Genomic DNA, 23,781 nt, shown 5'->3' with positions numbered 1-23,781 from the left:
CCCGCCCCGGCGGTGGCCTCCCGCGCCACGCCGCACGGCCCCGGGTTCCGGCCCCGCCGCTTCCCCCCAGGACCGGCGGGGCCGGTCAGTCGGCCTCCTCCTCCAACAGCGTCAACACCGACCTCTCCACCGCCTCGCGGGGCATCTCCGGCTGCACCGGCGCCAGCACCCCGTCGTGGTAGAGGTCCACCACCCGCGGGTCCACGTACGACGTGCGGGCCACCGTCGGCGTGTTGCCGAGCAGCTCGGCGACCGAACGCATCACCGCCGCCACGGTCCGCCGACGGGCGGTGACGGACCGCTGCGGGCCCGCCGTGGCCAGCTCGGTGGCGGCCAGCACGGTGGCGTGCCAGGTGCGGAAGTCCTTGGCGGTCATCTCCCCGCCGCTGGCGTCACGCAGGTAGTCGTTCACCTCGTCGCTGCGCACGTCGCGCCAGGCCCGCCCGTCCCAGTAGCCGAAGAGCCGCTCCTGCGTGCGCCGCCGACGACGCAGGTTGAGCAGCACCTGGCACAGCTCGGCGTCCTCCACCCGGCGGACCTGTGCGATGCCGCCCTTGGCCGGAAACTCGAAGACCACGCACCCGCCACGGGACCGGGCGTGCTCCGGGCGCAGCGTGGACACGCCGAACGTGGGGTCCTCGCCGGTGGCGTACTGGTCGCTGCCGACCCGGAACGCCCCCATGTCGAGCAGCCGGGCGACGGTGGCCAGCACGCGCTCCCGCCGCAGCCCGCGCAGCGCCAGGTCGTGCGCGACCCGGTCACGCAGCGCCGGCAGCCGGTGGGCCACCTTCAGCACGTGGTCGAACTTGGCCTCGTCCCGCTTCTGCCGCCAGCCGGGGTGGTAGAGGTACTGCTTGCGCCCGGCCGCGTCGATGCCGGTGGCCTGGATGTGCCCGTTCGGGTACGGCGAGATCCACACGTCCCGCCAGGCCGGCGGGATGACCAGCTCACGGAGGCGCGCCAGCTCGCCGGCGTCGCGCACCGGCTCGCCCCTGGCGTCGAGGAAGAGCCAGCCCTTGCCGCGCCGCCGTCGACCGTAGCCGGGCCGGCCCGGATCGCTACGCCGCAACCGCACCGGAGACCCGTTCCACCTCGGCCACCGCCGCCACCACCTCGTCGATCCCGATGGCATCCAACACCGGGTGCGTTCCTACCCCGCCCGAACCCATCGAATCCGGCTCGATTCCGGCCGGATCGATGCCGCCGAGCGCCCGGTGCCGGGGCCGGTCGGCCGGCGGACCCCAGTGCGCCGCCGGCACCGGCCCGAACAGCACCACCGAGGCGGTGCCGTAGCCGGTGGCGAGGTGGGCCACCCCGGTGTCGCCGCTGACCACCAGGCGCGCGCCGGCGACCAGCGCGGCCAGCTCGGCCAGGCCGGTGCGGCCGGCCAGCACCGCCGTCGGCGGCAGTCCGGCGTCGTGGGCCACCCGGTCGGCGAGCGCCCGCTCGCCGGCCGAGCCGGTGAGCACCACCCGGTGCCCCCGCGCGGCCAGCGCCCGGGCCAGCCCCACGAAACGCTCCGCCGGCCAGCGCTTCGCCGGCACCTTGCCGCCCGGGTGCAGCACCGTCACCCCGGCGGGTACGCCGGCCGCGGCCGGACGCCGCAGCGCCAGGTCGCCCGGGTCGGCCGGCAGGCCGTACGCGTGCAGCAACCGGCACCAGCGGTGGACCTCGTGCGCGTCGTCCGCCCAGGCGGGACCGTCCAGGTGGCCCGCCGACGGGTTCCGGTGGGCGAGCAGCCGGACCGGCCGGGTGGCGGCAAGCGCGCGGTGCGACTCGGGCCCCCGGCCGTGCAGGTTGACCGCCACCTCCGGCGGTCGGCCGGTCCACGCGATCCGGCCCGGCCCCTCGGTGGGCAGCACCCGGTCCACCGCACCGGTCAGTTCCGCCAGCGGCGCCAGCCAGGCCGGCGCGGCGAGCACCAGTTCCCGGCCGGGCAGCCCGGCGCGCAGGCCACGCAGGGCCGGGACGGCGGTGGCCAGGTCGCCGACCCCGAGCGCGCGCAGCACCAGGATCACGGGTACGACGACTCCCGCTCGGCGCAGACCACCATCTCGCGGACCGCGCAACCGGCCGGTTGGGAGAGCGCGAACATCACCGCGGCGGCGGTGTCGGTCGCCTCGTTGAGCACGGCGTCCGGGCCGGGACGGTACTGGGCGTCCCGCTCGTCGAAGAAGGCGGTCCGCATGCCGCCGGGGACCAGCAACGTCACCCCGACCGCGCCGGCCAGCTCGGCGGCGAGCGCCCGGGTGAAGCCGACCACCCCGAACTTGGCCGCGCAGTAGGCGGTGGCGTCGCCGACCGCCTTGACGCCGAGCGTGGAGGCGACGGTGACGATGCTGCCGCGGGACGCGGTCAGGAAGGGCAGCGCGGCCCGGATCACCGCGGCGGTGGCGAGCAGGTCCACCGTGACGATCCGCTCCCAGGTCTCCGCCGGCACGTCGGCGAGCTTGCCCGGCACGTCCACGCCGGCGGCGGTGACCACCGCGTCCAGCCCGCCGAAGCGTTCCGCGAGGTCCCGGGTGGCGGCCTCGGCGGCGCGGGTGTCGGCGAGGTCGCACTCGGCCCAGGGCACCCCGTCGGCGGGGCGCTGCCGGTCCAGCACGAGGGGCCGGCCGCCGGAGCGGGCGACCGCGGCGACCACCGCCGCGCCGAGGCCGCTCGACCCGCCGGTGACCAGGACGGTGGGACCGGCGCCGGGCGGGCCGGCGCTCATGCCCCTTCTCCCGGGCCGGTGGGCGTGACCGGGCCGGGCCGGACGGGTCGTGCGTTCATCGTGCCTCCTTCGCCGTGGACCGGACGACCGTCTCGGGCCCGGTCTCCGCCGTCGCCGGCCAACCGGCCCGGCCACGTCCGGCGCGGGCCGCCGCGATCATGTCGGTGGTGGACCGCCCGTCCAGGTACGGCACGACCACCGTGTGCCCGCCCCAGCGGGCCAGGATCTCCGACTCGGGCAGCGTCTGGGCGCCGCCGCCGCTGGCGTAGTCGCCACCCTTGACCCAGATGTCCGGGCGCAGCCAGGACAGCGCCGCGTGCGGGGTCGGCTCGTCGAAGATCAGCACCGCGTCGACGCAGCCGAGCGCGGCGAGCAGCCGGCCCCGGTCGCCCTGCGGCACGACCGGACGTTCCGGCCCCTTCAGCCCGGCCACGCTCGCGTCGGAGTTGAGGCAGACCACCAGGCAGTCGCCGAGCTGCCGGGCCGCCTGAAGGGTCGCCACGTGCCCGGCGTGCAGCAGGTCGAAACAACCACCGGTGGCCACCACCGTGCCGCCGGCCGCACGTACCCGGGCCACCACCTCGCCCGCGGCCACCGCGCCGATCCGGTCCCCGCCGGCCGTGACCACCGCCGGGGGCACGGCCCGGACCGGCGCCGGCAGCGCGGTCGCCACGCCCCCGCCGGCCACGTACGCGGACGCCTCGGTGACCGCCGCCTGCACCGCCTCGGACACCAGCGCGCCCCGGGCCAGCGCCAGCGTGGCGGTCGCGGCGAACCGGTCCCCCGCGCCGCAGGTGTCCCCCTCGGCGGCCGGCGCCGGCACCACGAGCGGGGTGGAACCGGCGTGGCAGAGCAGCGCGCCGTCTCCGCCCAGCGTCACCGCGACCGCGCCGGCCTGCCAGCGCCGGCGCAGCGCCTGCGCGTTGCGGGAGGCGGTCGCCAGGCGGGAGCCGCCGGGCGGCGTCTTCGCCAACTCCCGCGCCTCCGGCTCGTTCGGGGTGGCCAGATGGACCCCGGGCACGGCCGCCGGCCCGCGCGGGTGCGGATCCCACACCACGGGCGCCCGGGTCGCGGCCAGCGCGGCACGCAGCGCGGGCTGGCCGGCGACGCCCCGGCCGTAGTCGCTGACCAGGACGGCGGACGCGCGGGCGAGCAGCCGCAGCACGGCTTCGCTCGGCTCCCCGGGCACCCCGGTGGCGCCGCCCCGGTCGTGGCGCAGCAGCACCCGGCCGCGGACCCGCAGCCGGACCTTCTCCGGCGTGGCGCCGGCGAGCGGGAGCGCGTAGAGCTGCACCCCGGCGGCGGCGAGCAGGACGCCGAGCCGGGCCCCGCCGGCGTCGTCGGCCACGGCGGTGACGAGTGCGACCTCGGCGCCCTCCGCGGCGGCGAAGACGGCGGCGAGGCCGGCCCCACCGGGGCGGTCGACGGACGTGGTCTCGTCGAGCACCGGCACCGGGGAGTCCGGGCAGAGCCGGTTCACCAGCCCCTCCACGTCCCGGTCCAGCAGCGTGTCACCGAGCACCACCACGGGTCCCGTCATGCTCGACCTCCTCATCGGGCCTGCACCTCCGGATCCGGGTCGCCGAGCACCACCTCGACGCCGCTTCGCACGTCACCGGCCGGGGTCCGGGCGGCGAGCGCCGCCGGCAACGCCCGGTCCACGTACTCGCAGAGCACGTGCGCGGCGACCAGGTGCAGTTCCTGCACCACCTGGCCGTCGGGCGAGTCCACCGCGAAGTGCTCGTGGCAGAGGTCGGCCAGGGGGTTGGGGGCGGGCCCGGTGAAGGCCCAGCAGCGCAGGCCGGTGTCGTGGGCGGCCCGGGCGGCGGTGAGGAGGTTGGTGCTGGCGCCGCTGGTGGACAGGAGCAGGAGGAGGTCGTCGGGGCGGCCGTGGGCGCGGACCTGGCGGGCGAAGACCTCGTCGTAGCCGTAGTCGTTGCCGATGGCGGTCAGGGCGCTGGTCTCGGCGTGCAGGGCGATGGCGGACAGGGGTCGGCGGTCGTGGCGGAGTTTGCCGACGAGTTCGGCGGTGAGGTGTTGGGCTTCGGCGGCGCTGCCGCCGTTGCCGGCCACCAGCAGCCGGCCGCCCGCGGCGAGCCGGCGTGCCAGCTCACCGCCCCAGCGGGCGAGCAGGTCCTCCGCTCCGTGCAGCGGCAGCAGCGCGGCGGCCAGCCGGGTCAGGTGCTCCTCCAGCACCGTCTGACCGGCGGTCGGCGTGGCCGTCATCAGGCGACCACCCGGGTGGGCCGGCGCACGGTGGCCACCTCCTCGTACAGCTCACCGAGCCGGTCGGCGGCGGTGGCCCAGGAGTAGCGGGTGCGGGCGCGTTCCAGTGCCGCGGTGGCGTAGGCGAACCGGCGGATCCGGTCGCCGAGCAGCGCCCGGATCGCCGCGCCGAGCGCCGCCGGATCACGGGCCGGCACCAGGTCACCGGTGCGTCCCGGCACCACCGTGTCGGTCAGCCCGCCGACCGCGGTCCCGACCACCGGCACGCCGCACGCCATCGCCTCCAGCGGGGTGAGGCCGAACGGCTCGTACCAGGGCGCGGCGACGAGCACGTCGGCCGAGCGGTACCAGCGGGCCATCTCCTCGCGCGGCACCGCGCCGACGAGGCGTACCCGGTCGCCGACGCCGAGCGAGTGGGCGAGCGCGCGCAGCCGCAGCGCGTACGGGTCGGTCTCCAGCAACCCGGCCGGTGGCCCGCCCACCACCACGCACTCGGCGTCCGGCACGTCGGCGACGGCCCGGACGACGTCCTGGAAGCCCTTGCGCTCGACCAGCCGCCCGACGGTGAGGATTCGGGCCCGGCCGCCGGCCGGTTCGGCGACCGGGCCCAGCGGGCCGAAGGTCGACAGGTTCACCCCCGACGGCACCACGGTCACCCGCGGCCGCGGCACCCCCAGCCGGACCAGCTCGGCGACCTCGTCCTGGCACTGGGCGACGACCCGGTCCACCGAACGGCCCAGGTCCCGCTCGTGGTCGATGCGTCCCGCCGGGCTGGTGTCCTGGGCGCCCTGGTGCCGGCGCTTGACCGTGCCGAGCGCGTGGTACGTCTGCACCACCGGCACGCCGACCCGCCGGGCCGCGCCGAGCCCGGCCAGCCCGCTCATCCAGAAGTGCGCGTGCACCACCTCCGGCTGCCAGGCGCCGGTGCGCCACCGGTCGGCCAGCCAGTCGGAGAACGCCGGCATGTACGGCAGCAGGTCGTCCTTGGCCACCGGCTCGGCCGGACCGGCGGGGACGTGCACGACCTCGTACCCGTCCGGGCTGTGGACGGTGACCGGGAGGTCCACCGCGTCGAGTCGGGTGTAGACCCGCACGTCGTGTCCGCCGGCGGCGAGCGCGGCGGAGAGTTCGGCGACATGCGTGTTCTGGCCACCGGCGTCCTCCCCGCCGAGGACGGCGAGCGGGCTGGCGTGTTCCGAGATCATCGCGATGCGCATACTTCCTCCTCCAGCAGCCGGTCCCAGTCGGTGAGGAAACGCTCCAGGCCGTAGCGGTCGCGGGCGGCGGCCCGGGCGGCGGCGCCCGCGCGCCGGGCGGCGGCCGGGTCGTCGAGCAGCCCCCGGGCGGCGTCGACGAGCACGTCGACGCGGGTGGAGAGCGCCCCGGCGTCGGGTGGCACCGCCTGCACCGCTTCGGTGGTGGCCAGGGCGATCACCGGCATGCCGATGGTCATGGCCTCGACGAGGCTGAGCCCGAGCGACGTCCACCGGCACAGGTGCAGGTAGGCGCGGCGTTTGGCGAGTTCGGCGTGCATGGCGTGCTGGGGCACGTCGTCGTGGCTGGTGAGGCGATCCTCGGGCAGTCCGAGATGGGCGGCGAGCCCGGCCACCTTCATGCCGTAGACGTCGAGCGGCGCCAGCTCGGCGAAGCGGGTGAGCAGGTCGGTGCCGGTGACCCGCCAGCGGCGTACCGGCTCGTTGATCACCACGGCGAGGCGGTCGAGTTCGCCGGTCCACTCGACGGCGGGTGGGACGACGCCGTGGTCGACGACGGTGGTGCGGGTGGCGCCGGTGTCCCAGAACAGGTCGTTGAAGTGTGTGACGTGGGTGAGGAGCAGGTCGTCGCGGTCGGCCATGGGGTGGCGGGTGTTCGGGACGTCGCCCTTGGGGGTGTTGTGCTCGACGTAGATCGCGGGCAGGTCGCGTCCGGGCCGGCGGCCGAGCCATTCGGTGGCGAGGTCGAGTTCCTCGGGTCGTTGCAGGATGACCACGTCGACGTCGGCGGTGCGCAGGTCCTGCGGGGTGATCTCGATGGCGGTGTCGGGCCAGGGGTAGGTGCGGGCGCGGCCGAGCCCGTAGGCGTCCCGGGCCGGGTTGGTCGGGATGAGGTAGCGGTGTTTGCCGTGCACGAACGACGTGGTCCAGGAGCCGTGCACGTGCCAGAGCAGGATGTTCATCCGACCACCCCGAGCAGCCGCAGCGCCTCCAGCACCCGACCCGGCTCGACCGCCGAGAGGCAGGGGTGTCCGGGGACCGGGCAGACGGTGGCGCGGGTGTCCCGGCAGGCCGCCGCGGCGTCGCCGAGCCGCACGGTCGGCACCCGGTACGGTCCCCACTGGCCGAACGGGACGGTCGGGGCGAACAGGCTGACCACCGGCACGTCCAGCGCGGCGGCCAGGTGCGCCGGACCGGTGTTGCCGACCACGAGCGCGCCGGCCCGGCCGACCACGGCGGCCAGCTCGTCCAGCCCGGTGCACCCGCCCAGGTCCACGCCGCCCGCCGCGGCCACCCGGGCGGTCAGCTCCCGCTCGTCCGGCCCGCCCGTGACCACCACCCGGTAGCCGGCGGCGGCGAGCACCCGGACCATCCGGGTGGCCAGCTCGACCGGGCAGGCGCGGGTCTCCACCGAGGACCCCGGGTGCAGCACCACGTAGCCGGGCGGTCCGGCGGCGGCCGGGACCGGCGGCAGCCGGTCGGCGCGCAGCCGCAGCCGGGGTTCGTCGTGGTCGGGCAGGACGAAGCCGGCGGCGGCGGCGAGCGACAGGGCGCGTTCGGGCTCGGGTACGCCGACCGGGACGCGGTGGCGCACGTCGAGCAGGGCGCCGGGGTAGTCGTCGCTGATCGCGCTGATCCGGGGCACGCCGGCGAGGCGCAGCAGCAGGGCCAGGGGCAGGGGCGACTGGTGGAAGGAGGTGAACACCACCGCCTCGTCGGCGCCGACGGCGGCCAGCCGGTCGGTGAGCGCGCGCATCGCGTGCGGGTCGACCGCCGGGGCCGGGGCGTCGATCCAGGGCAGCGGCCAGTCGATGATCTCGTCGACGCCGGGCAGCAGGTCGGCGGCGGCGCGTCCGCGCGGCCCGCAGAGCAGCACCACCCGGTCCGCGCCGGCCGCCACCGCCCGGATTCCGGGTCCGGTGACCAACACGTCGCCCGCGGCGTCGCTGCGCACCACGAGCACGGTGCCCCGGCCCGGGCCGTGGGCCGGCGCCGGCGCGGCCACCAGCCGCATCCGGGCCAGCACGATGTCCACCGCGTCCGGCAGGTCGGCGGCGACGGTCGGCGCGGCGGCCACCTCGGCGTCGCGGGTGGCCGGCGTGGGCACCAGCACCGCGGCGGCGCCGGCCGCCGCGGCGGCCCCCATGTCGGCGCCGATGTCCCCGATCAGCAGGCACCGGCTCGGCGTGGTGCCGAGCGCCCGGGCGGCGGCGTGCACCAGGCCCGGCGCCGGCTTGCGGCAGGCGCACCGGTCCGCCTCCGCGTGCGGGCAGATCTGCCAGGTGTCGAAGGGGCCGAGCAGTTCCTCCACCCGGGCGTTCACCCGGCGCAGGTCGTCCCCGGTGAACAGGCCCCGGGCCAGCCCGGACTGGTTGGTCACCACGGCCAGCCTCAGCCCGGCCGCTCGCAACCGGTCCAGCGCCTCGCGGGCGCCCGGCACCGGCCGCACCTTCTCCGGGTCGCCGTTGTACGGCACGTCCTCCACCAGCGTGCCGTCCCGGTCCAGCAGCACCGCGTCGTACAGGCCCCGGCGGGACCGGTCACCCGGGTCAACCCCGGCTGACCTGCACTGATCCCGCTCGTGGTCCGGCTGCACGGGCGGCGGGTTCCCGACCCCCCGAGGAGTAAACGTCGGCCCCGGTTACCCGCCGCCCCCGAGAAGCTAACCCGGCCGCCGTTAGCGGGCCCCTCGACGGGGGTACCGGCTTCTGCGTGGCGGTAGTGGACAAAGTCATCGACGCTTCCCCGGAGCGGGTCTTCGCGGTGCTGGCCGACGGATGGACGTACAGCGACTGGGTGGTGGGCACCACGCACGTGCGCGACGTGGACGAGACCTGGCCCCGGGTCGGCAGCCAGTTGCACCACCGGGCCGGGCCCTGGCCGCTCTCCCTCCAGGACACCTCCACGGTGCTGGAGTGCCAGGCGCCGCACCGGCTCGTGCTGCGCGCCGGGCTCTGGCCGGCCGGCGAGGCGATCGTGGTGTTCGCGCTGGAGCCGTTGGCGGACGGCCGGACCCGGGTGACCATCGGCGAGGACTTCGCCGCCGGCCCGCTGCGGTGGGTCCGGACCAAGCTCAACGACCTCGTCCTGCACCTGCGGAACGGGGAGACGCTGGCCCGGCTGTCCGACATCGCGACCCGGCAGAGGCCGGACGGTTGAGCGGACCGATCGCGGGGCGTCTGTGCGGACGCCGCGAATCGGACTGGATACCCTCTCAGATGAACCTGTCGGCCGACCGAGGAAGTCCGTGATGATCGAACCCGTGCAGTTGCCCTCCCCGTGGGCGGACGCGCGCCTGACTGTCGTCGTTCCGACCTACAACGAGGCGGGCAACCTCCCGGTGCTGGTCGAGCGCCTCCTCGCGCTGCCGCTGCCGGGGTTGAAGGTGCTCGTCGCGGACGACAACTCCCCGGACGGCACCGGCGAGGTGGCCGACAAGCTCGCCGTCGAGCACCCGGACCGGGTGCTGGTGGCGCACCGTCCGGGCAAGGAGGGCCTCGGCCGGGCGTACGTGGACGGCATCGGCCGCGCGATCGACGACGGCGCGGACTACATCGCCCAGATGGACGCCGACCTGTCACACCCGCCGGAGGCGCTGCCCGGCATGCTCGGCGCGCTGCTCTCCACCCAGGCGTCCGTGGTCATCGGCTCACGTTACGTGCCCGGTGGGGAGCTGGACGAGAACTGGCCGCTCTACCGCCGCGCGCTCAGCGGCTGGGCCAACCTCTACGTGCACACGTTGCTGCGGGTGCGGATCCGCGACCTGACCGCCGGCTTCAAGATCTGGCGGGCGGACGCGCTGCGCGACATCGGGCTGGACCGGGTCCAGTCCAACGGCTACAGCTTCCAGGTGGAGATGCACTACCTCGCCACCAAGCTCGGCCACACCATCCTGGAGGTGCCGATCCGCTTCGAGGAGCGCCGTGACGGCGACTCGAAGATGACCACCGCCACCAAGATCGAAAGCGCGCTGATGCCGTTCAAACTGCGCACCCGCCACCGCAACATCGACTCCTGACCCACCATTCCCCCTCCCCTCCCCCCTCCCCAGGCCGCTGATTCACGGAAAGCGGGCCTATCCGCGCTCGGGTAGGCCCGCTTTCCGTGAATCAGCGCGGCCCCGACGGGGGTGGGGTCAGGGGGTGGGGTAGATGGTGTGGTGGGCGGCGGCGATCGTGCGGGCGTACAGGCCGCCGGTGAGGGCACGGTCGCGGGCCAGCGCGGCGCGGGCCGCGTTCGCACCCGGCGCGCCGTGCACGCCGCCACCCGGATGGGCCGACGCGCTGGCCAGGTAGAGCCGGTCCACCGGCGTGTCGGCGCGGCCCAGGCCGGGGATCGGCCGCAGGAAAAGCTGCTGGTACGCCGCCGCGGTGCCGCCGCCCAACGCGCCGCCGACCAGGCTCGGCTCGGCCGCCTCCAGGTCGGCGGGACCGGCCACGTGCCGCCCGACGATCGACGCCCGGAAGCCCGGCGCGGCGTCCTCCAGCACCTGCTCCATCCGCTCCACGTGCCCGGCCACCTCCTCGGCCCGCCAGTTCCGCCGGAACGGAAGGTGGGTGTAGGCCCAGAGCGACTCGGTGCCCGGCGGCGAGTGGCTCGGCTCGGCCACCGTCATCTGACCGACCAGCAGGAACGGGTCGCGCGGAAGCTCACGTCGGGCCAGCGCCGCGGAGTACGTGGTGAGCCCGTCCATGTCCGCCCCGAGGTGCACGGTGCCGGCGCCGGCCAGATCCCGGTTCGTCCACGGCATCGGCGCCGACAGCGCCCAGTCGACCTTGAGCGTGGAGCCGTCCCACCTGAAGTGCGCCAGGTCCTCGACCAGCCGGGGCGGCAGCGCCGCGGCACCGACCAGGTCCAGGTAGAGCGCCGGGGCGGGCACGTCGGCGAGCACGGCGCGGCGGGCCCGCCAGTCCGTCCCGCCCACGGTCCGCACGCCCATGGCCCGCCCCCGGGCGGTGAGCACCCGCTCGACCCGGGCATCGTAGGAGATCCGGCCGCCGCGCTCGACCAGGCGGGCCACCAGCGCGTCGGTGATCCGCTGCGCGCCGCCCACCGGCACCGGCCAGCCGACCTGCTGGCCGAGCATGGCGAGCAGCCAGCCGTACACCCCGGAGCCGGCCTCCTCCGGGGACAGGTCGGTGTGCAGGGCGCAGCCGGCCAGCAGCACCGGCCCGCCGGCCCCGTCGAAGAGTTCGTCGCCGAGCTTGCGCACCGGGAGCACAAGCCGGCGGGCCAGCCGCAGCGCGCCGGCGACCCGGAGCCGGCGCAGCAGGCCCAACCCGCCGCGGACCGGCGGGAACGGGCTGGTGATGGCGTCGAGCATCGGCTCGGCCACCCGGGTCCAGTCGGCGTACGCGCGCCGCCACCGCTCCCCGTCACCGGGGGCGAACGCCTCCAGCGACGCGGCGGTGGCGTCCAGGTCGCGGTTGATCACCGCGGCCCGCCCGTCCGGGAGCAGGTGCGCCAGCACGTCCGGGGCGTTCGTCCAGGACAGTCCGTGGCCCTCCAGGCCCAGCCCGCCCAGCACCGGGGAGGCGAAGCCGAGCGGATAGAAGGAGCTGTACAGGTCGCTGAGGTAGCCGGGGGCGGTCACGTGCGCCGACCGCACCGCGCCGCCCGGCGCACCGGTCGCCTCCAACACGAGGACATCCCAGCCTGCGTCGGCGAGAATGTTCGCCGCCACCAACCCGTTGTGGCCCGCTCCGATGACGACGGCGTCGGCGGTGGACCTCATCCGGACCGCCTACCCGGCCGGCCACCGGACGAAACCCGTTTGCCTCGCCCGGACCGGGGGATACACGGTTGTATGTATACGGTTGCGCAACTCATAGGTGGGGTTTGGGGCGCCGGGGGCGACGGCGGCGAGCTGGTCGTCCACGATCCGGCCGACGGAACCCCGGTGACCCGGGCGCCGGTGGCCTCCGCGGACGAGGTGGCCAAGGCGGTCGAGGCGGCCCGGGGCGTGGCGGCGGAGTGGGCGGCGACCGCACCGGCCGAACGCGCCGCCGCGCTGCACCGGGCGGCGGACGCGGTCGAGGCGGCGGCCGAGGAGCTGGCCGGGGCGACCACCGCGGAGATGGGCAAGCCGCTCGACGACGCCCGGGGTGGGGTGGCTGCGGGCATCGGCACGCTGCGACAGTACGCCGAGCTGGCCCTCGTGCGGGGTGGCCGGACGCTGCACGGCGGCCACGCCGCGCTTGACTTCATGGCGCCCGAACCGCGTGGGGTGGTCGCCGCGATCACGCCCTGGAACGACCCGGTGGCGGTCTCCTGCGGTCTGCTCGGCGCGGCGCTGGTGACCGGCAACGTGGTGCTGCACAAGCCGAGCGAACGCTCCCCGGCAACCGGGTGGCTGCTGGCCCGGGCGTTCGACTCGGCGTTGCCGGCCGGGGTGCTGTCGTTGCTCACCGGCGGCGGCGAGGTGGGCGCGGCGCTTGCCGGCCAGGAGGTGGACGTGGTGGCCCACGTCGGTTCGACCGCCACCGGCCGGTCGATCGCCGTGGCGGCTGCCCGCACCGGGGCGAAGGTGCTGTTGGAAAACGGCGGCAGCGACCCGCTGGTGGTGGACGCCGACGTCGACCCGGTCTGGGCGGCCGGGCAGGCGGCGCTCGGCTGCTTCGCCAACGCCGGGCAGATCTGCGTCGCGGTGGAACGGATCTACGTGCACCGCGACGTGGCCGAGGACTTCGTCGACGCGCTCGTGACCCGCGCCGGGGCGCTCACCGTCGGCGCCGGCCGCGATCCGGGCACGCAGCTCGGCCCGCTCGTCGACCGCCGGCACCGGGACCACGTACACGGGCAGGTCACCGCCGCGGTGGCGCAGGGCGCGCGGATACGCGCCGGCGGCGCGCTGCCGGACGGGCCGGGCGCGTTCTACCCGGCCACCGTGGTGGAGGGCTGCCGTCACGAGATGGCGCTGGTCCGTGAGGAGACGTTCGGCCCGGTCGCCCCGGTGGTGGTGGTCGACTCGTTCACCGAGGGGCTGCGCTGCGCGGCGGACTCCCCGTACGGGCTGGCCGCCACCGTGCTGACCGGTTCGATGAGTCACGCCCAGCGGGCCTGGCGGGAGCTGCCGGTGGGCACCGTCAAGGTCAACTCGGTGTTCGGTGGCGCGCCGGGCGGGGCCGCGCAGCCGCGCCGGGGCAGCGGCCAGGGCTTCGGGTACGGCCCGGAGCTGCTCGACGAGTTCAGCGCCGTGAAGGCGGTGCACCTGGAGGCCCCGGGCGGCGGCCACTGGTGAGCCGACGCGGGCGGGCCCGGGACCGCACCGGTCCCGGGCCCGTTCGTGGTCCGGCGTACCCGCGGCGGGTCAGCGACCGCCGCGCGCCTTGCGGGTGGCGTTGTTGTTGGCCTTCTCGATCGCCGTCACCAGCTCCGGCTTGGTCATCCGGGAACGCCCACGCACGTCGAGCTTCTTCGCCAGCTCCATGAGGTGCTCCTTGGTGGCGTTGGCGTCCACCCCGCCGGCCGTCCTGGCCCGCCGGGCCGGGCCGCCGCCGGCGGCCTGCTTGTCGCTCGGCCCCTTGCGGCCCTTGGCCTGCCAGTGGTCGCCCACCTTCTCGTACTCGTGCTTGACGGCGGCGAAGGCGACGCGGTGCGCGCGCTCTCCCTCGCCGTACGTCTCGACCGCCGAGTCGTGCGCCTTCTCCCAGGTCCGCTGCGCCTTGGCCGGCGAGCGCTTCAACGTGCTGGGCAACACCTCGCGCCCGGGCATCTCGTCCACCTCCGTCTCGATGGGGTGTCTCCTGTCGTTCCCGCCCACTCCGGGAGCAAACCGTTTGACGGTTTGTCGATTTCCGCTCCGGGGTACCGCCCGGCCAACCCCCGGGTGGCGCATCCGGCGCGTGGAGGAGGCGGTCATGACGGCGACGACACCAGCCGCGGTCGGCGGCCAGGCCCGGTCCCGCCTTCCCCGGCGGATGCGCCAACTGAACTGGCGCACCTGGCGGGGTGTGCTGGTGCGCAGCGGCAAGGGCTTCGTCAAGGACAACTGCGCCGACTGGGCCGCCGCGCTCACCTACTACGGGGTGCTGGCGCTCTTCCCGTCCACGATCGTGGTGGTCGCCCTGGTCGGCCTCGTCTCCGACGGGCCGCGCACGGTGGACACGGTGATCGACCTGGCCCGGGAGATCGGCGCCGGCTCGGTGGTCGGCAACGACGCCTTCGTCGGCGTGGTACGCACGGTGGTCGAGCAGCAGGGCCCGGCGAAGGCGCTGCTGAGCTTCGGTCTGCTCGGCGCGCTCTGGTCGGCCTCCGGGTTCATCGGCGCGTTCACCCGGGCCTCCAACGCGATCTACGGGGTCGAGGAGGGTCGGCCGTTCTACCGCCTCCGACCGCTGCAGATCGGCATGGCCGCGGTGACCCTGCTGCTGCTGGCGGTGGTCGCCACCGCGCTCATCGTCAGCGGCCCGGTCACCGACGCGGTGGGCGACCGGCTGCACGCCGGTGGCTTGGCCCGGACCACCTGGTCGGTGACGAAGTGGCCGGTGCTCGCCCTGGTCGCGATGACGCTGTTGTCGTTGCTGTTCTGGATCGCGCCGAACGTGCGGCAGCCGCGGTTCCGCTGGCTCACCCCCGGTGGCGCGCTGGCGCTGCTGGCCTGGGTGGCCGCGTCCTTCGGCTTCGGCCTCTACGTGGCCAACTTCGGCTCCTACGACGTGACCTACGGCAGTCTCGGCGCGGTGATCGCGTTCCTGGTCTGGCTCTTCCTGTCCAACTGCGCGCTGATGCTCGGCGTGCAGGTCAACGCGGAGTTGCAGCGGGGCCGTGCCCGGCAGGCCGGCGTCGAGGAGCCGACGGAGCCGGTGCTGCCGCCGCGCGCCCCGGCCGACTCCTGAGTTGCCGTCCGGTTCCGCCCCGGGTGCCGGGCTCCGGCGGGCGGCCCCGGTTTACCGGCGGTCACCCGGGGCATCTGGAATGGCATGGAACGTGGCAGCAGCAAGCACTCGCCCAGGGTCGACGAGCAGATGAGCAGCGAGGTCAGCGGCCTGGTCCAGGGTCCGGGCGCGGGCGGCGCCCGGGTGGACGAGTTCCGCCAGCCCGAGCCGTCCGGCGAGGACCAGCCCGAGGCCACCACGGCTCCGGCCGGTGACCTGCGCACCGGCTCCCCGCAGGGGATGAGTTCGGAGGACGTGGAGGCACGCAGCCGCCTGGGCCGGTTCATCGGCATGGCGGCGTTGCCCGGCGACCGCGACACGTTGGTGGCCAACGCGCGGGAGAACGAGGCGCCGGCGGACATCGTCGCCGCCCTCGAGGGCCTGCCGGAGGGCACCCGTTACCAGACGGTTTCCGAGGTGTGGGCCGCACTCGGGCACAGGAACGAGACGACGCGCTGGTGAGCGGACCGGCCCACGGTTCGCGACACGACACCGGCGGAACAGGAGGAAACCCGACATGAGCGGCGTTATGGAACATGTGGATGTGGATGTCCCGATCCGGACCGCGTACGACCAGTGGACCCAGTTCGAGGAGTTCCCGCACTTCATGGAGGGTGTGCAGGAGGTCCGGCAGCTCTCCGAGAAGATGACGCACTGGACCGTGGAGATCGCCGGCGTGAAGCGCGAGTTCGACGCCGAGATCACCGAGCAGCTCCCCGACGAGCGGGTGGCCTGGACCTCCACCGGGGGCACCCAGCAGGCCGGCGTGGTGACCTTCCACCGCCTCGACGAGGATCGCACCCGGGTCACCCTCCAACTGGAGTTCGAGCCGCACGGAGTGGTCGAGCAGGCCGGCGACAAGCTGGGCGTGGTCGACCGCCGGGCCAAGGGTGACCTGGAGCGGTTCAAGCAGTTCATCGAGCGGCGCGGGCAGGAGACCGGCGCCTGGCGCGGCTCGGTCGACCGGCCGACCCCCTGAGGCCCGCACCCCGCACCGAACGTCGACGGCCGCCGGATCACCGGCGGCCGTCGTGGTGTCCGGGCGGCCGTTTGCGATCATCGACGCCGGGTACCGCAGGGGAATGACCGACAACGACAGCCACGTGTGGCGCGACGAGGACCGCACTCCCCTGCACGAGTTGGACCAGGCGATCGCCAGGTCGACCCTGGACGGCCAGGCCGACGACGCCACCGCCAACGACGCCGGCGAGGAGGCCGCGTTCGGCCACGGCCCGGAGGCGGTGGACCGGGGCGCCGGCGCGGAGGCCGAACGGCGGGAGATGACCGACGCGGACCGGGCGTACCGGCCGTCGACCACCGGCCGGACCGGGCCGGACACGCTCTGACCAGTCAGCTCCGGGCACCCGGCCGGTGTCCGGAGCCGTTCCGGTCGCGCTCGACCGAACCGACAGGAAGCGCGGTACGGACGGTCGGGGAAACGGACAGCCCATCCAGAATCGGCCGAACGGCTGACGGCGTGCCCCGGTACGCGGGTAAGAATTTCGGGATGGATCAGGGTTCCTCTTTCCTCTCCAAGCGTCAGCGTCGCCTCGCCTGGCTGGGCTTCCTGCTCGCCGCCGTCCAGGCTCCGGTGGCGGCGAAGTTCAGCGACGACAGCTCCTGGCTGTTCAGCGTGGTGGTCGCGCTGATGGTGGCGACCGTGATCATCGCCGACGACGGCGCCCGTCGCCGTCCGGCCGAGGCCCGCTCCTCCGACTGACCACCCGTTCCGTTCCGCCCGCCGTGCGCGGCTCGGCCCCGCCGTCGGATGCCGCGAGACCGGCCGGATGATCCCGATATCGGCCGGTCGGCGGAGACCACCCCGGTCCGCCCGGAGCTACCCTCGGTCACCATGCGCGTGCCGAACAACCGGGTCGCCGCCCCGTCCGCGGCGGTGGCCGCACGGTCGACCCTCATCACGCTGACCACCCTCGTCGGCACCGCCGGCCTCGCCGCGGCCCGCGCCATTCCTGGGCTGCTCGCGGAGGTCGACCAGCACGCCGCCGGAGTACGCGACAGCCTGCACGGCGACCGCCGGCCGCTGACCGTGGCGGCGCTCGCCGGATACGCCGAGGGGCTGCGGGACGCCGCCACGGAGCACGGCTGGACGGCGCCGGCCGAGCCGGTCGACTGGTCCGCGCCCGACTGGCTGCTCACCCGGCTGCTCGCGGTCTGCCTGCTGGCCCGCGCGCTGGACCCGCGCCAACTGGCGTAGGCGCACCGGCACGGGGTGCCCGCGATCACCCCGCGGACACCCCGTCACCGTCCGTTGCCGTCAGCCGCCCGGCCGGCGGAACTGCTCGGTCTGGTCGCCCATCTCACCGGAGCGGTAGGTGCCCGCTCCCGACATCGACTGCGGTCCGGTCGGGGTGGGCTGTCCACCCCGGTCGGCCATCCGCCGCTCGTAGTCGCTGCGGCCGACCTGCTGTCCCTGCCGCTGCTCCCGGATCGCCCGGGACTCCTCCGCGGCCCGCTCCAGCCAGCCGTCCCAGCGCTTCTGCATGGGCCGGATCAGGCCACCGCCGACACCGACGATCAGGATCCCGGCCACGGTGGCGAGGAACGCGACGAGCACCGGCGTGGTCACCGTGGTGGCGATGCCCACCTGGTTCAGCGCGGCGATGATGCCGAGCGCCAGGATGAAGATCGCCGCCACGTCGGCCAGCAACCGGCCGTACGAGAGCCCGCCGAGCGCGCCGGAGACCAGATCCCGGACGGCGTTGGCGATGGCCGCCGCGACCACCACGATGACGATCGCCACGAAGGCCCGCGGCAGCCAGGACACCACCCCGCGGATCAGGTCGCTGATCGCGTTGGGTCCCCACACCCCGAAGGCGAACTGCAGGGTGAACAGCAGGACCGCGTAGTAGGCCAGCCTGGCCAGGATGTCACTCGCGTCGTACTTGGTGCGTTCGAGGGCCCGTTTGATCCCGCCGCGTTCCACGGCGCGGTCGAACCCGACCCGTTCCAGTGCCGCGTCCACGATTTTGAGGACGGCTCGGGCGATGAGCCAACCCACCACGAGGATCGCGATGAAGGCGATCGCCCTCGGTACGAAGAGCAGCACCGACCTCCAGAAGTCGGTCCAGGCCGCACTGATGTCGACCTGGCCGACCGCGAGGGTTTTCGGCATGATGTCCCTCCTGTCGCGTGAACTGCGCCGCCCGCATACCCGGTGCTCTCGGCAGCACGCCGGGACGGACCGGGGCAATTTCCCGACAACACCCGCCGAACGGGCTCTGACCTGCCCTAACGTCCGCAGCCCGGGGGTCTGGAGCCCGGACCGGACGCATGATCGGAACCACTCGGCCACGCTCCGGTTAGGCTGCGGGCATGCCAGGCACCGTCGGTCGGATTCCCACGCCGTCCGCCCCCACTCCGGGAGCGGGCACCCATCCGTGGGCCGGTACGCCGCTGGGCGTCCCGGAGAGCTGGGACCCGGCGCTCCGGGCCGTGGCGGACGTGGTGCTCTCCTCCCCCGTGCCGATGGCCCTGCTCCTCGGCGACGACCTGGCCCTGCTCTACAACGACGGCTACGCCGAGTTGATCGGCGACCGGCACCCGGCCGCGCTGGGGCGACCGGCGGCCGAGGTGTTCGCCGAGGTGTGGCGGGAGGCCGGAGCCGGCGAGGCGCTGGAGCGGGTCTACCGGCTGGGCGAGCCCTTCCTGGAGCGGGAGGCGGTGCTGCCGGCCGACCGCCAGGCCGAACCGGCGGTGTTCACCCGCGGCCACTCCCCGGTCCGGGACTCCACCGGCCACATCGTCGGCGTGCTCACCGTCTCCGCGCAGACCACCCAGCTCACCCGGCAGTTGCAGAGCCTGAGCGACTTCGCCGCGGCGCTCTCCGGCACGCTCACCCTGGACGACGTGGCCCGGGTGACGCTGCGCTACTGCCTGCACTCGTTCGACGCCGACCGGGTCTCGTTCGTCGTCGACGAGGGTGCCACGTGGCGGCTGGTCCGCCGGATCCGTGGGGAGTTGCTCGACGAGGCCGACGAGCGGCTGCCACCGCTGTGGCGCCGGATGGGCGCCGACACGGCGATGCCGGCGGTGGTGACCGCGCGCAGCGGCGTACCCACGTTCGTCGCCGACGGCCACCCGCTGCGCGAGGTCGCGGCGGACCGGCACGACGAGAAGATCCGGGCGGTCGCCGCGCTGCCGCTGCGCTCGACCGTGGTCCGGGGCGCCCTCACCGTGGGCTACCAGGCGCCGCGGGCCTGGTCACCCGGGGAACGGGCGTTGCTCGCCGCGTCCGCGGAGCTGGTCGGCCAGGCCGCCGAGCGGGCCCGCCGGTTCGAGACCCAGCACGGCACCGCGCAGTTGCTGCAACGCAGCATGCTGCCGGAGCAACTGCCCGACCTGCCCCGGTTGCGCATCGCCGCCCGCTACGACCCGGGCGTCGACGGCAACGCCGCCGGTGGCGACTTCTACGACGCGTTCCTGCTGCCGACCGGTGCGCTCGGCGTGGTGCTCGGCGACGTGGCCGGCCACGACGTGCAGGCCGCCGCCCGGATGGGGCAGGTACGCGCGGCGTTGCGCGCGCTCGCCCTGTCCGACCCCCGGCCGGACGCGGTGCTCGGCGGCCTGGACCGGCTGGTGGCGAGCCTCGGCACCGAGGGCGGCACGCACGAGCTCTTCGTCACCGTCGTGTTCGGTGTGATCGACGCCGATCGGGAGCTGGTCACGCTGGCGAGCGCCGGCCACCCCGCGCCGCTGATCCGGCGCGGCCGGTCCGACACCGGCCCGGCCGCGGAGTTCGTCGAGGTGCCGCCCGGCCCGCCGCTGGGCCTCGGCGGCCGGACCCGGACGGTCACCGTGTCCTTCCGCCCCGGCGACACGCTGCTGCTCTACAGCGACGGCGTGGTGGAGCGACGCTGGCAGGACCTGGCCGCGGGGCTCGCCGGCCTGGGGGCGGCGGTCAGCGCCGCGGGCGGCGGCGACCCCCGGGCGCTGTGCGCGGTGGCGACCGCCGCCGTGCCGGGCGCCACCGAGGACGACGTGGCGGTGCTGGCGGTGGAGCACGCCGTACGGCCCAGCCGCTCGGCGGGCATGGAGGTGCCGGCCGAGCCGACCGCGCCGAGCCGGGTCCGGCACTGGTTGACCGCCCAGCTCACCGAGTGGCAGGTGCCGGACGCGGTGGTCGGCGCGGCGGTGCTCTGCACCAGCGAGCTGACCACGAACGCCCTGCTGCACGCCGGCACCGCCGCCCGGGTCGAGATCGACCTGAGCGCCGAGCGACTGCTGGTCTCGGTCGCCGACTCGGGCACCCGGGGGCAGGTCACCCGCGCCCAGACGGACACGCTGAGCAGCCGGGGTCGCGGGCTCGGCCTGATCGAGGAGCTGAGCGACGCCTGGGGCACCGATCCGACCGTACGCGGCTCGACGGTCTGGTTCGAGATCGTCATTCCCGCCGGCTGAGCGCGCGTCGGCCGCGCCCGCCGCGGGTAGGAGGCAGTCATGACCGACGACAACCGCTACGGCGTCCTCTTCGACGTGGACGGCACCCTGGTCGACTCGACGTACCTGCACACGGTGAGTTGGTGGGAGGCGCTGCGCCAGGGCGGGCACCGGGTGCCGATGGCGCAGATCCACAGATCCATCGGCATGGGGTCGGACAAGCTCCTCGACCACCTGCTCGGCGCCGAACGGGACCGGGACGCCGACGGGCGCCTGCGCGACGCGCACGACGCGCTCTACGCGGAGTACTGGGAGCGGCTGGGGCCGCTGCCCGGGGCGCGGGAGCTGCTGCGCGCCTGCGCGGACCGGGGCCTGCGGGTGGTCCTGGCCACCTCGGCGGCCGAACACGAGGCGGCCGTGCTGCGGGCGGCGCTCGACGTCGACGACGTGATCGACACGGTCACCTCCTCCGCCGACGCGGAGCAGAGCAAGCCCGCGCCGGACATCCTGGCCGCCGCGCTGGACCAGTCGGGCCTGGCCGCCGAGCGGGTGGTGTTCGTCGGCGACTCGGTCTGGGACGTGGTCGCCGCCGGCAAGCTGGACATCCCCTGCATCGGGCTGACCTGCGGCGGCACCGGCCGGGCGGAGCTGGCCGGCGCGGGCGCGGTGGCGGTGTACGAGGACCCGTCCGAGCTGCTTGACGCCCTGCCGCAGAGCGCGATCGGGTCCCTCGGCTGAGCCGTCGGTCACCCGGGTGCGTCGAAAGGCTTAGCCGGCCCCGGTTCGGGGCACTGCTGATCACCGCCGCCCGGCCGCCGGGCGACGGTGAGGGGTGGGGTCGTGGAACCGGTAGATGTCGGGTTCGCTCTGCTGGGCGTCGGTGCGTTGCTCGCGGGCATCCTGCCCCGGATGCTGGAGAAGCGGCCGTTGTCCATGCCGATCGCGTTCCTCGGCCTCGGGATGCTCGTCTTCGCGCTGCCGACCGGGTTGCCGACGCCCGATCCGCTGCGCTGGTCGGAACTGACCACCCACCTCACCGAAATCGGGGTGACCGTCGCCCTGATGGGCGCCGGCTTGAAGATCGACCGGCCGTTGAGCTGGGCCCGCTGGTCCTCGACGTGGCGGCTGCTGGCCATCGCCATGCCGCTGTGCATCGCCGCGGTGGCGCTGCTGGGTTGGTGGTGGGCCGGGTTGGTGCCGGCGGCGGCACTGCTGCTCGGCGCCGCGCTCGCCCCCACCGACCCGGTGCTCGCCTCCGACGTGCAGGTGGGCGAGCCGACCGACGCGGAGGACTCCGAGGACGAGGTGCGCTTCGCGTTGACCTCGGAAGCGGGTTTGAACGACGGACTGGCCTTCCCGTTCGTCTACGCCGCCATCGCGATCGCCAGCACCAGCCTCGCCCCGTCCGACTGGTTCGGCGAGTGGCTCGCCGTCGACGTGGTCTACAAGATCGCCGCCGGCGTCGGCGGTGGCCTGCTGGTCGGCTGGCTGCTCGGCAAGCTGTTCTTCCGGGCGCCGAGCACGCTGCGGCTGGCCCGGCACTCCGAGGGCTTCCTCGCCCTGGCCGCGACGTTCCTCGCGTACGGGCTGGTGGAGGTGATCGGCGGGTACGGCTTCCTGGCCGTGTTCGTGGCCGCCCGGGCGATCCGGTCCGCCGAACGCACCCACGAGTTCCACTCCGTGTTGCACGACTTCGCCGAGCAGGTGGAGCGGCTGCTCACCGTCCTGTTGCTGCTGTTGTTCGGCGGCGCGGTGATCAGCGGTCTGCTCGCGCCGCTCACCTGGCCGGCGGCGCTCGTCGGCCTGGCCCTGGTGCTGGTGATCCGGCCGCTGGTGGGCTGGCTGTCGCTGCGGGGCGCGCCGGGCCGCGCGTCCGAGCACTGGGTGATCTCCCTGTTCGGCATCCGCGGTGTCGGGTCGTTCTACTACCTGGCGTACGCCACCACGAAGGCGGATTTCCCGCAGGCGAGACTGCTGTGGGCCACGGTCGGCCTGGTGGTGGTGGTCTCGGTGGTGGTGCACGGGATCGCCGCGACCCCGATCATGCAGTTGCTGGACCGGGCGGGTGACCGCACCCGCGACAGCACGGATACGGATCGGGCCGAGCAGCCCGTGCCGGCGGGCTGAGCGAGCGCCGGGTCAGGCGCCGTGCTGGCCGGGCATGCCCTCACGGCCCTCACTCCGCTCGGTGCGTTCACCCATGCCGTGCTGGCCGGGCATGCCCTCACGGCCCTCACTCCGCTCGGTGCGTTCACCCATGCCGTGCTGGCCGGGCATGCCCTCACGGCCCTCGCTCCGCTCGGTGCGTTCACCCATGCCGTGCTGGACCGAGCCGGGCGACGAGCGCGCGGCCCAGGTCGTGACCGGAACGCCAGGCGCTCTGCACCCGCGGGCGGCCGAAGGCGTCGCCGGCCAGCGCGATCCCGTCCTCGTCCAGGTGGAACGGGCCACCCTCGACGACCTTCGCCGGCCGGGCGTAGGTCCAGCGGTGCACGTGGGTCGACGCGGCCGGCTCGGGCAGCCCGAGCAGATCCCGGACGGCCTGCTCGATCTCCGGTCGGGCGACGGTGGGCTGGAGCAGGTGCCCGGCGGCGAACTCCGGCGTGGTGTGCGCGACGAGCACCGGGGCGCCGTCCCCGCGCCGGTCGCCGTCGTCGCAGACCAGACTCAGCACCGGATGGTCGTTGACGAACGCACCGCGGAAGTCGGGCCAGCGGCGGGACGGGAAGTGCAGCACCCCGGACAGCGTGGACGACCAGCGTTGTGCCGCCGCGGCCCGGGTGGCGTCGGCCAGCACCGGGTCGAGCAGCAGGGCGGCCTGCGGGCCCGGCATGGCGAGCACCACCGCCTCGGCCGCCCGCCCGTCCACCCGGGGCCCCGGCTCCACGGTCATGACCAGCCGGTTGTGGGTCACCGGAAGGTCGGCGGCGAGATGCTCCACGAGCGAGCGCAGCCCGCGCGGGGCGGCCCAGCGCATCGGGCCGGTCACCTGCTCGCGTCCGCGTGGCCCGTACGCGACCAGGGTGTCGGTCCACTCCCGGACCAGCCCGGCGGCCCGCCAGTCCGCCACCACCGCGGCGAAGTCCGGGTCGTCGACGGTGAAGTAGGCGGCGCCGAGGTCGGCGGGTCGGCCGTCGAAGCGTTTGCTGGCCATCCGCCCGCCGGTGACCCGGGCGCGTTCGCGCACCTCGACCGGGATCCCGGCGCGGGCCAGCTCGGTCGCGCACGCCACCCCGGCGATCCCCGCGCCGACCACCACCACACCCGCCCGGTCCGCCGTCATCGAATGATGGTAGGCCGCGGCCGGCATGAAGCCACCGGCACGGGGGTAGGGGTACACCTGTTCGAGGGA

25 protein-coding genes are annotated in these 23,781 nt (G+C 75.1%); 12 read left to right on the top strand and 13 right to left on the bottom strand.

Features of this window, described 5'->3' with window-relative positions; all coding sequences use genetic code 11:
- Positions 1-85 precede the first annotated feature (85 nt).
- From O7619_RS14585 to O7619_RS14550, 8 genes are read right to left on the bottom strand one after another with little or no spacing between them, the layout of a single operon-like run.
- The gene (locus O7619_RS14585) at positions 86-1,075 is read right to left on the bottom strand and encodes a DNA topoisomerase IB (protein ID WP_282288384.1); all 990 of its coding nucleotides are present in this window, start codon (positions 1,073-1,075) and stop codon (positions 86-88) included.
- The gene (locus tag O7619_RS14580) at positions 1,059-2,018 is read right to left on the bottom strand and encodes a glycosyltransferase family 9 protein (RefSeq protein WP_282288383.1); all 960 of its coding nucleotides are present in this window, start codon (positions 2,016-2,018) and stop codon (positions 1,059-1,061) included. The genes O7619_RS14585 and O7619_RS14580 overlap by 17 nt, the downstream gene beginning before the upstream one ends.
- Positions 2,015-2,716, bottom strand: a complete 702-nt coding sequence (locus O7619_RS14575) for an SDR family oxidoreductase (protein WP_282288382.1) — start codon at positions 2,714-2,716, stop codon at positions 2,015-2,017. Before O7619_RS14575 ends, O7619_RS14580 begins: the two co-directional genes overlap by 4 nt.
- A 55-nt stretch (positions 2,717-2,771) precedes the next feature.
- Positions 2,772-4,256: a PfkB family carbohydrate kinase gene (locus tag O7619_RS14570; RefSeq protein WP_282288380.1), complete on the bottom strand. Its 1,485-nt coding sequence runs from the start codon at positions 4,254-4,256 to the stop codon at positions 2,772-2,774.
- Between the two features lie 11 nt (positions 4,257-4,267).
- Entirely contained in the window at positions 4,268-4,942 is a 675-nt protein-coding gene (locus O7619_RS14565; protein WP_282288379.1) for an SIS domain-containing protein, read from the bottom strand.
- Complete coding sequence (locus O7619_RS14560) at positions 4,942-6,159, bottom strand: glycosyltransferase (RefSeq protein ID WP_282288378.1); 1,218 nt, start codon at positions 6,157-6,159, stop codon at positions 4,942-4,944. Before O7619_RS14560 ends, O7619_RS14565 begins: the two co-directional genes overlap by 1 nt.
- Complete coding sequence (locus O7619_RS14555) at positions 6,144-7,118, bottom strand: glycosyltransferase (protein WP_282288376.1); 975 nt, start codon at positions 7,116-7,118, stop codon at positions 6,144-6,146. Before O7619_RS14555 ends, O7619_RS14560 begins: the two co-directional genes overlap by 16 nt.
- Positions 7,115-8,752: an HAD-IIIA family hydrolase gene (locus O7619_RS14550; protein WP_282288374.1), complete on the bottom strand. Its 1,638-nt coding sequence runs from the start codon at positions 8,750-8,752 to the stop codon at positions 7,115-7,117. The genes O7619_RS14555 and O7619_RS14550 overlap by 4 nt, the downstream gene beginning before the upstream one ends.
- 125 nt (positions 8,753-8,877) lie before the next feature.
- Between O7619_RS14550 and O7619_RS14545 the strand changes: the two genes are divergently transcribed.
- Positions 8,878-9,315: an SRPBCC family protein gene (locus O7619_RS14545; protein WP_348774366.1), complete on the top strand. Its 438-nt coding sequence runs from the start codon at positions 8,878-8,880 to the stop codon at positions 9,313-9,315.
- 91 nt (positions 9,316-9,406) lie between these two features.
- Positions 9,407-10,174 (top strand): polyprenol monophosphomannose synthase, encoded by a 768-nt coding sequence (locus tag O7619_RS14540; protein ID WP_282288372.1) that lies wholly within the window; start codon positions 9,407-9,409, stop codon positions 10,172-10,174.
- Positions 10,175-10,291: 117 nt separating this feature from the next.
- Here O7619_RS14540 and O7619_RS14535 read toward each other — a convergent pair whose 3' ends face one another.
- The gene (locus O7619_RS14535) at positions 10,292-11,890 is read right to left on the bottom strand and encodes an NAD(P)/FAD-dependent oxidoreductase (protein ID WP_282288371.1); all 1,599 of its coding nucleotides are present in this window, start codon (positions 11,888-11,890) and stop codon (positions 10,292-10,294) included.
- 72 nt (positions 11,891-11,962) lie between these two features.
- Between O7619_RS14535 and O7619_RS14530 the strand changes: the two genes are divergently transcribed.
- Entirely contained in the window at positions 11,963-13,396 is a 1,434-nt protein-coding gene (locus O7619_RS14530; RefSeq protein ID WP_282288370.1) for an aldehyde dehydrogenase family protein, read from the top strand.
- Between the two features lie 69 nt (positions 13,397-13,465).
- On the opposite strand, the gene O7619_RS14525 is transcribed toward O7619_RS14530, so the two are convergent.
- Entirely contained in the window at positions 13,466-13,870 is a 405-nt protein-coding gene (locus O7619_RS14525) for a ChaB family protein (RefSeq protein WP_282288369.1), read from the bottom strand.
- Between the two features lie 145 nt (positions 13,871-14,015).
- Here O7619_RS14525 and O7619_RS14520 point away from each other — a divergent pair, with 145 nt between their 5' ends.
- The 6 genes from O7619_RS14520 to O7619_RS14495 all read left to right on the top strand — a co-directional run bounded on the left by O7619_RS14520 (position 14,016) and on the right by O7619_RS14495 (position 17,247).
- Positions 14,016-14,993: a YihY/virulence factor BrkB family protein gene (locus O7619_RS14520; RefSeq protein WP_282288368.1), complete on the top strand. Its 978-nt coding sequence runs from the start codon at positions 14,016-14,018 to the stop codon at positions 14,991-14,993.
- An 84-nt stretch (positions 14,994-15,077) separates the two neighbouring features.
- On the top strand, positions 15,078-15,494 hold the full coding sequence (locus O7619_RS14515; RefSeq protein ID WP_282288367.1) for a DUF2795 domain-containing protein: 417 nt from the start codon (positions 15,078-15,080) through the stop codon (positions 15,492-15,494).
- A 55-nt stretch (positions 15,495-15,549) separates the two neighbouring features.
- Complete coding sequence (locus O7619_RS14510; RefSeq protein WP_282288365.1) at positions 15,550-16,011, top strand: SRPBCC family protein; 462 nt, start codon at positions 15,550-15,552, stop codon at positions 16,009-16,011.
- A 103-nt stretch (positions 16,012-16,114) separates the two neighbouring features.
- Positions 16,115-16,378 (top strand): hypothetical protein, encoded by a 264-nt coding sequence (locus O7619_RS14505; protein WP_282288363.1) that lies wholly within the window; start codon positions 16,115-16,117, stop codon positions 16,376-16,378.
- Positions 16,379-16,539: 161 nt separating this feature from the next.
- Positions 16,540-16,752, top strand: a complete 213-nt coding sequence (locus O7619_RS14500; protein ID WP_281583824.1) for a hypothetical protein — start codon at positions 16,540-16,542, stop codon at positions 16,750-16,752.
- Positions 16,753-16,884: 132 nt separating this feature from the next.
- Positions 16,885-17,247 (top strand): DUF6401 family natural product biosynthesis protein, encoded by a 363-nt coding sequence (locus O7619_RS14495; RefSeq protein WP_282288361.1) that lies wholly within the window; start codon positions 16,885-16,887, stop codon positions 17,245-17,247.
- 60 nt (positions 17,248-17,307) lie between these two features.
- Here O7619_RS14495 and O7619_RS14490 read toward each other — a convergent pair whose 3' ends face one another.
- Positions 17,308-18,165 (bottom strand): hypothetical protein, encoded by an 858-nt coding sequence (locus O7619_RS14490; RefSeq protein ID WP_282288359.1) that lies wholly within the window; start codon positions 18,163-18,165, stop codon positions 17,308-17,310.
- Between the two features lie 200 nt (positions 18,166-18,365).
- Between O7619_RS14490 and O7619_RS14485 the strand changes: the two genes are divergently transcribed.
- The 3 genes from O7619_RS14485 (at position 18,366) to O7619_RS14475 (ending at position 22,556) form a co-directional block, all read left to right on the top strand.
- Positions 18,366-20,450, top strand: a complete 2,085-nt coding sequence (locus O7619_RS14485; RefSeq protein ID WP_282288358.1) for a SpoIIE family protein phosphatase — start codon at positions 18,366-18,368, stop codon at positions 20,448-20,450.
- A gap of 39 nt (positions 20,451-20,489) precedes the next feature.
- On the top strand, positions 20,490-21,167 hold the full coding sequence (locus O7619_RS14480; protein ID WP_282288356.1) for an HAD family hydrolase: 678 nt from the start codon (positions 20,490-20,492) through the stop codon (positions 21,165-21,167).
- 102 nt (positions 21,168-21,269) lie between these two features.
- On the top strand, positions 21,270-22,556 hold the full coding sequence (locus tag O7619_RS14475) for a cation:proton antiporter (protein WP_282288354.1): 1,287 nt from the start codon (positions 21,270-21,272) through the stop codon (positions 22,554-22,556).
- Between the two features lie 12 nt (positions 22,557-22,568).
- Here O7619_RS14475 and O7619_RS14470 read toward each other — a convergent pair whose 3' ends face one another.
- Positions 22,569-22,745 (bottom strand): hypothetical protein, encoded by a 177-nt coding sequence (locus O7619_RS14470; RefSeq protein WP_282288352.1) that lies wholly within the window; start codon positions 22,743-22,745, stop codon positions 22,569-22,571.
- The gene (locus O7619_RS14465; RefSeq protein WP_282288350.1) at positions 22,738-23,712 is read right to left on the bottom strand and encodes an FAD-dependent oxidoreductase; all 975 of its coding nucleotides are present in this window, start codon (positions 23,710-23,712) and stop codon (positions 22,738-22,740) included. The genes O7619_RS14470 and O7619_RS14465 overlap by 8 nt, the downstream gene beginning before the upstream one ends.
- Positions 23,713-23,781: the final 69 nt, after the last annotated feature.

This window comes from Micromonospora sp. WMMD998, assembly GCF_029581235.1.
GTDB lineage: Bacteria > Actinomycetota > Actinomycetes > Mycobacteriales > Micromonosporaceae > Micromonospora.
This window is presented reverse-complemented; position numbering and strand designations above follow the sequence as displayed.

Excerpts from the sequence above, each read along its gene's own strand:
- O7619_RS14575 (WP_282288382.1), bottom strand. The coding sequence starts at position 2,716 with ATGAGCGCCGGCCCGCCCGGCGCCGGTCCCACCGTCCTGGTCACCGGC.
- O7619_RS14570 (WP_282288380.1), bottom strand. The coding sequence starts at position 4,256 with ATGACGGGACCCGTGGTGGTGCTCGGTGACACGCTGCTGGACCGGGAC.
- O7619_RS14565 (WP_282288379.1), bottom strand. The coding sequence starts at position 4,942 with ATGACGGCCACGCCGACCGCCGGTCAGACGGTGCTGGAGGAGCACCTG.
- O7619_RS14560 (WP_282288378.1), bottom strand. The coding sequence starts at position 6,159 with ATGCGCATCGCGATGATCTCGGAACACGCCAGCCCGCTCGCCGTCCTC.
- O7619_RS14555 (WP_282288376.1), bottom strand. The coding sequence starts at position 7,118 with ATGAACATCCTGCTCTGGCACGTGCACGGCTCCTGGACCACGTCGTTC.
- O7619_RS14540 (WP_282288372.1), top strand. The coding sequence starts at position 9,407 with ATGATCGAACCCGTGCAGTTGCCCTCCCCGTGGGCGGACGCGCGCCTG.
- O7619_RS14535 (WP_282288371.1), bottom strand. The coding sequence starts at position 11,890 with ATGAGGTCCACCGCCGACGCCGTCGTCATCGGAGCGGGCCACAACGGG.
- O7619_RS14530 (WP_282288370.1), top strand. The coding sequence starts at position 11,963 with ATGTATACGGTTGCGCAACTCATAGGTGGGGTTTGGGGCGCCGGGGGC.
- O7619_RS14525 (WP_282288369.1), bottom strand. The coding sequence starts at position 13,870 with ATGCCCGGGCGCGAGGTGTTGCCCAGCACGTTGAAGCGCTCGCCGGCC.
- O7619_RS14520 (WP_282288368.1), top strand. The coding sequence starts at position 14,016 with ATGACGGCGACGACACCAGCCGCGGTCGGCGGCCAGGCCCGGTCCCGC.
- O7619_RS14515 (WP_282288367.1), top strand. The coding sequence starts at position 15,078 with ATGGAACGTGGCAGCAGCAAGCACTCGCCCAGGGTCGACGAGCAGATG.
- O7619_RS14510 (WP_282288365.1), top strand. The coding sequence starts at position 15,550 with ATGAGCGGCGTTATGGAACATGTGGATGTGGATGTCCCGATCCGGACC.
- O7619_RS14505 (WP_282288363.1), top strand. The coding sequence starts at position 16,115 with ATGACCGACAACGACAGCCACGTGTGGCGCGACGAGGACCGCACTCCC.
- O7619_RS14500 (WP_281583824.1), top strand. The coding sequence starts at position 16,540 with ATGGATCAGGGTTCCTCTTTCCTCTCCAAGCGTCAGCGTCGCCTCGCC.
- O7619_RS14495 (WP_282288361.1), top strand. The coding sequence starts at position 16,885 with ATGCGCGTGCCGAACAACCGGGTCGCCGCCCCGTCCGCGGCGGTGGCC.
- O7619_RS14490 (WP_282288359.1), bottom strand. The coding sequence starts at position 18,165 with ATGCCGAAAACCCTCGCGGTCGGCCAGGTCGACATCAGTGCGGCCTGG.
- O7619_RS14485 (WP_282288358.1), top strand. The coding sequence starts at position 18,366 with ATGCCAGGCACCGTCGGTCGGATTCCCACGCCGTCCGCCCCCACTCCG.
- O7619_RS14480 (WP_282288356.1), top strand. The coding sequence starts at position 20,490 with ATGACCGACGACAACCGCTACGGCGTCCTCTTCGACGTGGACGGCACC.
- O7619_RS14470 (WP_282288352.1), bottom strand. The coding sequence starts at position 22,745 with ATGGGTGAACGCACCGAGCGGAGCGAGGGCCGTGAGGGCATGCCCGGC.
- O7619_RS14465 (WP_282288350.1), bottom strand. The coding sequence starts at position 23,712 with ATGACGGCGGACCGGGCGGGTGTGGTGGTGGTCGGCGCGGGGATCGCC.